The organism is Streptomyces sp. NPDC058758 (assembly GCF_042746075.1).
Taxonomy (GTDB): domain Bacteria; phylum Actinomycetota; class Actinomycetes; order Streptomycetales; family Streptomycetaceae; genus Streptomyces.
This window is the reverse complement of the sequence record NZ_JBHYPS010000023.1, coordinates 115,950-127,598: the sequence shown is the minus strand read 5'-3', so window position 1 is coordinate 127,598 and position 11,649 is coordinate 115,950. Positions and strand designations below refer to the sequence as shown.

Below are 11,649 nucleotides of genomic sequence, written 5' to 3'. Positions count from 1 at the left end.
TGGGGCGGCTCCTGGAGGAGGTCGGCCGGCTCCAGGGCCAGGTCCTCGGCCCGCGCGGGCTGCACTTCACTGGCCTCGCCGCGCGCGAGGTGGACATGCTGCGCCTGGTCGCGGAGGGCTACGACACGGCGGACATCGCCGCGAAGCTCTCGTACTCCGAACGCACCATCAAGAACGTGCTGCACGCGGTCATCACCCGGCTCCAGCTGCGCAACCGCTCGCACGCGGTGGCGTACGCGATGCGGCAGGGCCTGATCTAGCCAGCTCGGCCGCGCGGCCTTCTGGGGCAAGGTGTAACGGGAAGCCGGGCCACTCCGTCCATAAAGACGTCCCGAGCCCTGGAGGATCCGCCCGTGCCGACGCCTGTACTCGACCAGCTCGAATTCGACCTCTTCGCCCTCGCCGAACCGGCCGTCCCAGAGCCGGACGACGAGCCGGAAGACCTCTCCCACTCCTGGGTAGTCGCTGCCGAGATCTCGGTCAAGGAGCACATCGCCAAGATCGCCGACTTCCGTGGCTCCTTCACCACTGACGGCGGCACCCGCGTTGACGCGCTGGAGGTCTACTGCCGCGCCTGCCGCCGGCCGTACGAGGACGTCGCCGATATCGACTGCGAGGCGCTGATCGACAACCGGCACCTGATCGGCGGCGACCAGAGGGTGCGCGCGAAGCGGAAGGCTCCCGCATCACCCCCGCCGAACGCCACGATCATTCCCGGCGGCCAGATCCAGCGCCGCGGCCTCGACGCCTACGTCGCTGGCGTCTCCCGCCCGTCCCGCTGACAGGCCAGCCCGCGACGCTAAGGGGTTCGCCTTCCTACGGTCCGCCGCGTGAAGACGACGCCGAACCTCCCACCCCTCCCCCGCGTGCCCCGCCGCCACGTGGCGCGTGAACTCGCCGGGCTCTTCCTCATCGGGACCGGGACGGTCGGCCTGGCCGTGGTCACCGCCGTGGTCAACCCGATGCTCAGCCTGTTCCTGGGCGGCACCTCCATGACCGCAGGGGCACTCAGGCTCCTCTACAAGGGCTCCCTCGCCTCCAACTCGACCCTCTCCCTCCTCGCCGGCTACATCCCGCTCTGCATCGGCCTGGCCCTGATCGCGTTCACCGCCTGGGTCTTCTCCCCCTGGACCCTCGCCTGCCTCCTCGTCCTGTGCGGCGGCGCGTGGCTGAGCAGCAAGGGGGCGTGAGATGGCGCGCCGCTGGTTCCCCGCTCTTCGATCGCTCATCACACCCGGCCCGAGCCCGGCCGAGGCGAAAACCGTCACGTGGACCGGCGGCTACACCTCCACCAGCCACGCGGCCGTCACCTCGTGGGGCACCGAAGCCCGGGCCGACGGCTGGGACCTCGACAGGGTCATCACAGAGGGGTACGAGCGGAGCGTCTGGACGTTCAAGGCTATCGACACCATCGGCAAGCATGCCTCCCGCCTGCCCCTGGAGATCGGCCGCGGTCTGACCGAAGACGGAGAGTTCGAGGAGACCTTCCCCGACCACCCGCTCCTGCGCGTTCTCAACGGGCAGGCGAACCCGCTGGAGACCGGCCCCGTCCTGCGCAAGCGCGCCTCCGGCCAGGTGCTCCTCTCCAAGCGCGGCACGTTCGTGGAGGTCACCAAGTCCAACAGGGGCACCATCACGCGACTCGACCTCCTGCCCCCGGACCGGGTCATCCCCGTGCCCAGCGAGAAGGGCGACTACCTCAGCCACTACGAGTTCACGACCCTCTACGGCGAGGTCCGCGAGCTCGACCCCGAACGCGTCCGCTGGATCCGCGACCCGCACCCCACCGACCCCTTCTCCGGCATCACGCCGCTGGAAGCCGCCGGCATCTCGGTCGACCTCGACCACCTCAGCCGCCTGTACAACGTCGCCTTCATCCGCAACGACGCCAGGCCCGGCGGCGTCCTCGCCGTCGACACCTCCACCCTGTCCGACCGGGACATGAACCGGCTCGAAAACCGCTTCCTGCCCGGCGCCGAGTACGCCGGCCACCTGTCCGTCATCGGCTCCGGCCCCGGCGGCATCAACTACGTCGACCTCGCCGCCCGCCCCCGCGAAATGGCGTACGAGCACGCCGCCCAGAACGCCAAGGTCGAGATCCTGGCCGCCTTCGGCGTCCCGGAGAGCGTCACCGGCAACGCGAGCGGCCGCACCTTCGACAACGCCGAACAGGAGGAGTACGGCTTCTGGATCCACACGGAGCTGCCCCACCTGGAGCTCATCGCCAACGCCTTCGCCGGCGACCTCGCGGCGGAGGGCCTTGCCATCCGCTACGACACCTCCACCGTCGAAGCCCTCGAACTGCCGCGCCGCAAGCGCCGCGCCGAAGCCCGCGAGGAGTGGGAAGCCGGGCTCATCTCCATCGACGAGTACCGCAAGCGCGCCGGCTTCCCCGCCTACGACAACGCCCACAGCCGGGCCCTGTGGATCAGCCCGCAGAAGGCGCCGGTGCCGCTGCACCCCGGCGACGCCGCCGCCCTCGGGATCGCCGGTCCCGGCCAGCAGCCCGGAAGCGGGGCGCTTCCCGCCCCGGACGGCGCGCCCCCGGCCCTCGACCCCGGCACTGAACCGCCCGGCACGGCCGCCGCTGCTGTCGCGCAGGCCCGCGGCGACGAAGAGACCCCGGGCGGGCTTGGGCCGGCCGCGGCCGCCGTCGAGCAGGCCCGCACCGAGGACACCGACCTCGGGACCGGACAGGCCGCGGCCGCCGTCGAGCAGGCCCGGGCCGTCGATGAGCAGGAGCCGGGAGCGGCTGCGGCCGCCGTCGACGAGGCTCGCGGCATCCAGACCAAGACCCTGCCGGCCGGCGCCCCAGCCGGATACGCGGTCACCGACGACGACTTCGACCGCACGATCCTCGCCACGGCGGCCGCGCTCGACGCGCTCCTCGCCCGCCAGCAGGGCGTCATCCTCGCGCGACTCCGCTCCCCCAAGGCCCGCAAGGGCACCCGGTTCTGGACAGCGGACGGCCCCCACGACACCCGGAGAGGCACCACCCCGCTCGACGCCGCCCGGATCGTGGACGCCAGCCGCTGGACGGAGGAAGCCGCCGACACCCTCGCCCCGATCCTGACCCGGGCCGCCGCTGCCGTCGCCCGCGACACCGTAGACGCCTTCGGCGCCCGAACTGCACCGCCTGGCGCCCAGCTCGGGATCGTCACGGCCGTGCTCGCCGCAGTGGCCGCCGCCACCACCAGCCTCCAGGACTTCCTCAACGGCGTCGCAGCCCTCCTCGACCGCACCCAGAGCGCCACCGACGACCTGAACGACCTCGCCGCCGCCATACGTACCGCCTTCTCCGAGCACGCCTCCGAACTGGTTCAGCACACGGCTGAGGCCGCCGCGACGGCCACCGTCAACGGGGCCGCCGAAGCCACCGCAGCCGCCTTCGGCCCCGGCGTCGAGCGCACCTGGATCACCCGCCGCGACGACCGCGTCCGCCCCGCCCACGCCGCGCAGGACGGCGTCACGCTCCCCGTCACCGAGCCGTACGACGTCGCCGGATACCCCATGCGGTACCCCGGCGACCCCATCGCCCCGATCGCTCTCACCGCCAACTGCCGCTGCCGACTGCTCTACCGCACCACCGACACCGAGGAGACCTCCACCTGATGTGGCCCGCCATCTGGATCGTCTGGACCTGCGCCTTCGCCCTCTTCGAGACGATCGCGCTCGCCAACCGCCGCGACAACGACACCCTGTCCGAGAACATCCGCCGCCTCTTCCGCACCCGCGCCTCCAAGGCCGGCCGCGCCGTCTTCGCCGCCACCTGGTTCGGCTTCTCCGGCTGGTTCGCCCTGCACATCCTCACCGAGACGATGTGACGCGGCGCTGCACCCCACGAAAGGAGGTCCTTTCCCGAAGCCGGCGCAGGGAGCACGCGACGTTAACCCCCTGCGGTGTGCATGGTCCGCCGCATGCAGATCGACAACACCGCTGACCGCCGCCTCGCCAGCATCGAGACCAAGCGTCTCCGCCGCCCCTGGAACCCCGATCTGCACCCGCGCGACTCCAAGGGCCGGTTCATCGAGACGGGCGGCCTCGCCCGCGTCTGGGGCGGCGGCATGGCCCGGGTCCTCCGGGCGCTCGGCGGCCGCAACGTCCTCGTCGAGAACCTGGGCACACACGAGCGCTCCACGGTCCACGCCTCCCGGCTGACGATGGTCGCCCGGCCGGACGGCACCGCCCCCACCCGCAGCAAGCGGAAGGTCCGCGACGAGGACGAACGTCGCGCCAAGGACCCCCAGCGCGGCGCCGGCAATCAGGACCAGGACGACACCGGCGACAACGGGCAGACGCCCGACGACCCCCACGACAAGGACGACCAGGGCGACGACCTCGGCGAGGACATCGACGGCGAGGACCAGGGCGAAGGCCCCGAACCGGAGGACGACGACCCGTTCATCCACCAGGGCCGCGTCATGCCCAACCGCAAGGACGAGGACGGCGAACTCCTCCCCGAAGCGACCGAGCCCAACCAGCCCACCCGCCACTACCCGAACCTCCTGCGAATCGGCGGCCAGAGCCGGCGCTCCGGCCACGTCGCCGGCCGAGGCGACGCGCTGCGCGCCCGCGGCCCGAAGAAGACGAAGAACGACCCCGACCGCGAGGGCAAGTTCCACGACACCGACCACGCCCGCCGCGCCATCGCGGAGCTGGAGGACGACTACCTCGCCGATCTCGAAGCCGTCTGGCCCTCGGACTGGAACAACCGAGAGGCGGAGGACGCCTACGACTATCTGCGTGAACTGGGCGGGAACGTCGACCTCGACGACATGATCGACGGCAAGGTCCCCTACGAGACCGATCAGCCGAGCACCCGCTCCTCGGCCGACAACCTCGACACCATGCGGGACCTCGCCGAGGACGCCGAGCGCCTGGCCGAGCTCGCCGAGACCGACGGCCGTCCGGAAGTCGCCCGCTACGCGCAGAACCTCGCGGACGCCCTGAGCCTGACCGTTCAGCGCTTCGAGGCGCACGGCGGGAAGAAGATCCCGAAGCCGAAGAAGAACGGCGCGACCACCCCGCGGGCCTGGCAGGACGAGCCGGTCCCGCAGCCCAAGGCCACGGCCCGACGCACGGCCGCGAAGAAGCCGGCGGCCGCCGACAACCGCCGCTTCAAGACCCTCGCCGACGTGCGGCAGCACTGGACCAGCGGCAAGCTCACCCCGTTCACCGACGACCAGGAGCGACAGAAGCGGCACGCCGAAGCCGTCCGGAAGGTCTACGCCCAGCTCCAGGGCCCCCAGATGTCCAAGGGCGGCACCTTCGTCGTCGCCAAGACGATGATCCCGCGCGGCGACGGCACGCCCGAGGCCCGCTACGTCATCGACCACATCGCGACCGGCGGACAGCTGACCTCCTTCGCCCGGAAGGCCGAGGCGGTCGACTTCGCCAACCGGCTGGAGAACGCCCAGGTCGACGGCAAGCCGTTCGACTGGGACAGCCCCGGGCTCAACGACCGCATCCAGGAAGGCGGCACGCAGAAGGAGTTCGGCCGGCTCCTCGCCGAGACCCAGAAGGCGTACGTCGACAAGACCCGCAAGAAGCGCGGCGGCCCGCCCCAGCAGCAGAACCCCGAGACCGCCGAGACCGCGGCCGCCCAGCAGATCACCAACCGCGCGGGCGCCCCCGAGGGCACCGTTGCCGTCGGACACGTCGGCCCCGACCAGGGCACCGACCGCGCGGGCGCCCGCACCAAGCCGAACCCCGACAACGAGCAGCGCGCCGGCGACGAGCAGCCGTCCCCCGAGCGGCCCGCCATCCCGGCAGACGCCCCGACCAACGATGATGACGACACGACGCCGAAGGCCCAAGACCGGCCGGGCGACCAGCAGCAGGAGGAGCAGGGTGAATCCGTACGGCGAGCGGGCGAAGGCGTACTGGGAGACGTACAGGCCGACGGCGCTGGCGGCGATTCCGGAGACGGAGAGGGACGAGCTCTTCACCAGGATCGGGGAGACGGTGGAGACGGAGATCGGGGAGACGTACATGGATCTCGTGCCGGAGCCGGAGCCGGACGAGGAAGTGGACACGAGGGAGCGGGCCGGGCAGATCGAGATGGCGAAGCTGATGGCGCGCGAGGCCGCGATGAACGAGTACGTGTACCTGCCGAAGGAGCCCGGGACGGAGACGAAGGACATGCCGGCGACGAGGCCCCTGCCGAAGATCACCGCGTAGCCTTCGGCTCCTCCCAGCAGGAGGAGACCGCCCCCGCCTTCACGCCGCCGGTGGACGGCCGCTCGCTCGTCCCGTCCACCGTCCAGGCCCGCGTCCGCGCGAACATCGCCGCCATCGAGGTTCTTCGGACCCTGGAGGCAGAGAACCGCCCCGCGACCCCCGCCGAGCAGGACATCCTGTCGCGCTGGTCCGGCTGGGGCGCCACCCCGCAGGTCTTCGTCGACTCCCCCAAGGAGGAGTTCGCCCCGCTCCAGGCCCGGCTCAAGGAGCTGCTGAGCGAGGACGAGTACGCGGCGGCGAAGGAGAACACGCTCAACGCCCACTACACCGACCCGGCCATCGTCCAGGGCGTGTGGCAGGCCCTGCGCGACCTCGGCTTCGACGGCGGCGACGTGCTGGAGCCCGGCTCGGGCAGCGGCAATTTCATCGGCTACGCCCCGGACGGCGCCCGGATGACGGGTGTCGAGCTGGACCCGATCACCGCGGGCATCTCCAAGGCGCTCTACCCGCACGCCGACATCCGCAACGAGGGCTTCGAGAAGACCCGCGTACCCGACGGCACCTTCGACATGGCTGTCGGCAACGTGCCCTTCGGCGACTACAAGGTCGTGGACCTCCGCCACAACAAGGGCGGACACAACATCCACAACCACTTCATCCTCAAGAGCCTCGACCTGACGCGCCCGGGCGGCCTCGTCGCTGTCGTCACGTCCCGGTACACCATGGACGGCGCCACCGCCCGGGCCGAGGACGCCCGCATGGAGATGGCGCGCAAGGGCGAGCTCGTCGGCGCGATCCGCCTTCCGTCCGGCGCCCACCGGCGTACCGCCGGCACCGACGTCGTCACCGATTTGTTGATCTTCCGGCGCCGCGACAAGGACAAGGAGTTCACCACCGGCCGCGACCGCAAGGGCGCGGTCAAGCTGGCCCGCGGCAAGGACGACCCGCCGACGTGGGTCCACTCCATGCAGGTCACCGACCTCCCCGGCCAGTCCCCGGCGGACAAGGACAACCCCAAGGCCGAGAAGGTCTTCGTCAACCCGTACTTCCTCGCCAACCGCGACCGCGTCCTCGGCGAGCTCGCCGTCGGCTCCGGCATGTACCGCGACGGCGAGCTTCGTGTCGACGGCGACGGCCATCTGGCTCCCGCCCTCGACAAGGCCCTCAAGAAGATCGTCGCCGACGCCAAGACGGACGGCCTGGCCTACAAGAAGGACGACAGCGACCGACCGAAGGCCCGGCTCCTGCCCGCCGGCTCCGACCGGATCGACGGGCACGTCCAGGCTGAGGACGACGGCACCTTCACCCAGGTCCGCGACGGCCAGATCAAGCCCTATCAGGTGCCCGCCAAGCAGGTGGACGAGGTACGCCAGCTCCTGGGGCTGCGCGACGCGATGAAGACCCTCATCGCCGAAGAGGCCCGCCCCGACGCCGACGAGCAGGTCATCGCCATGCTCCGGGCCGACCTCAACGCCCGGTACGACAAGTACCACGGCAAGTACGGCTCCCTGAACCGCTACACCTGGGGCAAGCGCAAGGCCACCGACCCGGTTACCGGCGAGACCGTCGAGAAGGCCACGAAGAACCGCCCGCAGATGGGCGGCATCATGACCAAGGACCCGACCATGGCGGTCGTCCGGTCCCTCGACACCTTCGACATCACCACCAAGCAGTCGAAGAAGTCCTCGGTCTTCACCAAGCGCCAGGCCGTCCACCGCACCATCTCCGACCGGGCGGACTCCCCCGAGGACGCGATGGCCCTGGTCCTGGAGGAGCACGGCCGCCTCGACGACGAGGCCCTGGGCAAGGTTCTCGGCCTGTCGCCCGCCGATGCCCGGGCCCGACTCCTCGAAGCCCGCTCCAAGGACCCCGACAGTGGCCGCGAGTGGCCGCTCGTCTTCGAGCCCCACAACGGCGGCGACCTGATCCCGGCCGCCGACTACCTCTCCGGCAACGTGCGGGCCAAGCTCGTCGAGGCCCAGCAGAAGGCCGGCGAGGACGCGGCCTTCGAGGTCAACGTCCGTCATCTCGAAGAAGTCCTCCCGCCCGAGATCTCCCCCGGCGAGATCGACGCCCCCATGGGCGCCTCCTGGATCGGCGCCGAACCCGTCCAGCAGTTCCTCCGCGAGATCCTGCGCGACCGCAACGTCCGCGTGTACTACCACGGCGGCTCGATGTGGAAGGTCGAGGCCCCGGACGGCACGAAGAAGGGCCGCGCCGCCACCTCCCTGTGGGGCACCCGCGAGTGGAACGCGATCAAGCTCGCCGAGGCGATCCTCACCAACGGCCGCATCCAGGTCCGCGTCAAGGACGACACCGGCGCCTCCTACATCGACGAAGAGGCCACCGGCGCCGCCCAGGCCAAGGCCGACGAGATGCGCGAGCGCTTCCAGGACTGGCTGTGGGAGGAGCCGAAGCGCTCTGACGCCATCAAGAAGGCGTACAACGACACGCACAACAACCTGGCGCTGCGCTCCTACGACGGCCAGCGCCGGACGATGCCCGGCCTCGCCGAATGGTTCAAGCCGCACGCGCACCAGCACTCCGCCGTCGCGCGCATGGTCAACGAGCCCGCCGTCCTGCTCGCCCACGAGGTCGGCGCCGGCAAGACGGCCGAGATGACCATGGGCGTGATGGAGCTCCGCCGCCTCGGGCTCATCAACAAGGCCGCCATGGTCGTCCCCGGCCACATGCTCCAGCAATTCCACGACGAATTCGTCGAGCTCTACCCGCAGTCCGCCGGCCGGATTCTCACGGCCTCCAGCGACGACCTCCAGGGCCGCAAGCGCCGCGAGTTCATCGCGCGGGCCGCGACCGGCGACTGGGACGCCGTGATCATGACCCAGACCGCCTTCGAGTCGATCCAGATGCGCCCCGAGGCACAGCTCGCCTACATCGAGCGCGAGAAGGCGGCCCTGGAGCGGGCGCTCAAGCGCCAGCAGGCGGCCGAGGAGGAGGAAGGCCGCCGCGGGCGCTCCGAGTCCCGGATGGTCAAGGAGATCCAGAACAGGCTCAAGAAGCTCGAAGCCAAGATCGAGTCCAAGATCGCGGCGTCCAAGGACACCGCCGGCCTCTACTTCGAGGACACCGGCATCGACTACGTGGTCGTCGACGAAGCGCATCACTATAAAAACCTCGCCACCGCCTCCTCCATCCAGGGCGCCGCGATCGAGGGCTCCAACCGGGCCTCCGACCTCGACATGAAGCTGGAGTACCTGCGCTCCAAGACGAAGTCGGGCCGCGTCGTCACCTTCGCCACCGCCACCCCGATCTCGAACTCGGTCACCGAGGCGCACACGATGCTGCGCTACCTGCGGCCGGACCTCCTCGACAAGGCAAAGATCCGCGACTTCGACGACTTCGCCTCCACCTACGGAAAGATCGTCTCCGGCGTCGAGCTCGCCGCGGACGGCTCCGGCTTCAAGGAAGTCTCCCGCTTCGCCGCGTTCCGCAACATGCCGGAGCTCCTCAGGATCTGGCGCACCGTCGCGGACGTGAAGACCGCCGAGGACCTGCACCTCGACGTCCCGGACATCGCCGGCGGCAAGGCCGTCACCATCACCGTCGACCCCACCGGCGCGCAGATGGCCTACCAGCGCGAGCTCGCCGCCCGGGCCCGCGCGGTCAAGGAAGGCCGCGTCGACCCGTCCGAAGACAACATGCTCAAGATCAGCTCCGACGGGCGAAAGGTTTCTCTCGACCCGCGGATGGTCGGGTTCGACGAGGTCGGCAACAAGCTCCCCGCGGCCGCGGACAACATCCAGCGGATCTACGAGCAGACCAAGGACGCGGTCTACCCCACCTCGAAGAACGACGAGACGCCGCACGAGACCCCCGGCGCCCTCCAGATCGTGTTCCTCGACATGGGCACCCCGAAGGACCCGGGGCGCAAGAAGAAGGGGAAGAAGGGCGCGGCGCCGGCCGACCTGGAGGAGATGGCGGAGTCGAACTTCGCCGCCTACGACGAGCTCAAGTCGCTCCTGGTCGAGCGCGGTGTGCCCGCCGACAAGGTCCGCTTCATCCACGAGGCGAAGAACGACGCGGAGAAGGCCAAGCTCTTCGACGACGCCCGCACCGGCAAGATCGCCGTCCTTGTCGGCTCCACCACGAAGATGGGCACGGGCACCAACGTCCAGCTGCGTGCGACCGCCCTGCACCACCTCGACTGCCCGTGGCGGCCCGCCGACCTGGAGCAGCGCAACGGGCGCATCGTCCGGCAGGGCAACGCCAACCCCGAAGTCGCGATCTTCCAGTACGTCACCGAGCAGTCCTTCGACGGCTTCTCCTGGCAGACCGTGGCCCGGAAGGCGAAGTTCATCCGCCAGCTCATGAAGGGCAACCTCACCGACCGGACCGTCGAAGACATCCCGGACGGCATCTTCAACCCTGAGCAGGTCACCGCCATGGCGACCGGCAACGCCTACCTCCTGGAGCAGGCGAACGTCCGGGCCTCCCTCGCCGTCCTCCAGCGGAAGTTCAAGGGCTACCTGCGGGCCCAGGAGGGCTTCCGGTCCACGATCCGCAGCGCCGAACGGCTGCGCGAGCACACCGACGACCTCGTCGCGAAGCTCCGAGACGTCGCCGCGCGGAAGAAGGACACCCGAGGCGACGCCTTCGAAGCCACCATCGGCACAAGCACGTTCACCAAGCGCCAGGACGCCATGCAGGCCCTCGCGACCGCGGCGAAGGCCGTCATCCGTGCGGGAAACAAGAACCCGCACGCCAACCACGCCGAGCACATCATCGGCAAGATCGGCAACCTCGACATCGTCGCCGAGTACAGGCGGGACTGGGGCCGCCCCTTCGGCCAGCAGGGCACGGTGATGATCTCCCTGCCCGACGTACCGCAGAGCACCCGCCTGTACGGCGAGGACGACTTCGACGAAGGGTCGATCGTCCCGCTCACCCGCCTGGAGGACTTCGTCGCCGGCGTCGAGGCCGCCATCGCACGCGCCGAGTCCATCCTCCGAGTCGAGGAGCGCAACGCCGAGGACGCCAAGCTCCGCGTCGACAAGCCCTTCGAGCAGGCCGACGAGCTGGAAGCCGCCGAACGCCGCAGCAAGCTGGTTGCCGCCGCCATCCGCGAGCAGAGCCGCGAGGTCTCCAGCCCCGAAGCCGCCACCGCCAAGCGGTCCCGCATGGAGGAGATCGAGCACAACCTCCGCGAGGCCCGCATAGCAGCCGGCGAGAACCCGGCCGACGCCGACGACCCCGCCCAGACCCAGGACACCGACCTCCTGCCGCGCACCCCGGCGCCGCCGTCCATCACCACCGACTCCAAGGGCACCACCCGCATCCTGTGGCCGGACGCCGAAGAGCGGAAGAAGCGCCGCGCCCGCGAGAAGGCGGAGCGCGACGGGAATCCTCTGCCCGACGAGCCGAGCGAGGGCGAGGAGCTGACGCCGGAGAAGGTTCGGTCCGACCTCGACTCGATTAAGCCCGACGCCACCTCGGAGCCGGCCAGCGACG

Annotated in this window: 6 protein-coding genes; all 6 read left to right on the top strand. The window is 70.5% G+C overall.

Features of this window, described 5'->3' with window-relative positions; all coding sequences use genetic code 11:
• Positions 1–260, top strand: a 260-nt coding sequence (locus ACFW6A_RS24890) for a response regulator transcription factor (RefSeq protein ID WP_386643049.1), incomplete at its 5' end; no start/stop codon positions are given.
• 93 nt (positions 261–353) lie between these two features.
• On the top strand, positions 354–782 hold the full coding sequence (locus ACFW6A_RS24885) for a hypothetical protein (protein WP_386643047.1): 429 nt from the start codon (positions 354–356) through the stop codon (positions 780–782).
• A 48-nt stretch (positions 783–830) separates the two neighbouring features.
• Entirely contained in the window at positions 831–1,190 is a 360-nt protein-coding gene (locus ACFW6A_RS24880; protein ID WP_386643044.1) for a hypothetical protein, read from the top strand.
• 1 nt (position 1,191) lies between these two features.
• The gene (locus ACFW6A_RS24875) at positions 1,192–3,612 is read left to right on the top strand and encodes a phage portal protein (protein ID WP_386643042.1); all 2,421 of its coding nucleotides are present in this window, start codon (positions 1,192–1,194) and stop codon (positions 3,610–3,612) included.
• A complete protein-coding gene (locus tag ACFW6A_RS24870) occupies positions 3,612–3,824 on the top strand; it encodes a hypothetical protein (protein ID WP_386643039.1) in 213 nt (70 codons plus the stop codon). The genes ACFW6A_RS24875 and ACFW6A_RS24870 overlap by 1 nt, the downstream gene beginning before the upstream one ends.
• 93 nt (positions 3,825–3,917) lie before the next feature.
• Positions 3,918–11,649, top strand: a 7,732-nt coding sequence (locus ACFW6A_RS24865; protein WP_386643036.1) for a helicase-related protein, incomplete at its 3' end; no start/stop codon positions are given.

Coding starts and splice junctions, on each gene's coding strand:
- ACFW6A_RS24870 (WP_386643039.1), top strand. CDS start 3,612: ATGTGGCCCGCCATCTGGATCGTCTGGACCTGCGCCTTCGCCCTCTTC.
- ACFW6A_RS24875 (WP_386643042.1), top strand. CDS start 1,192: ATGGCGCGCCGCTGGTTCCCCGCTCTTCGATCGCTCATCACACCCGGC.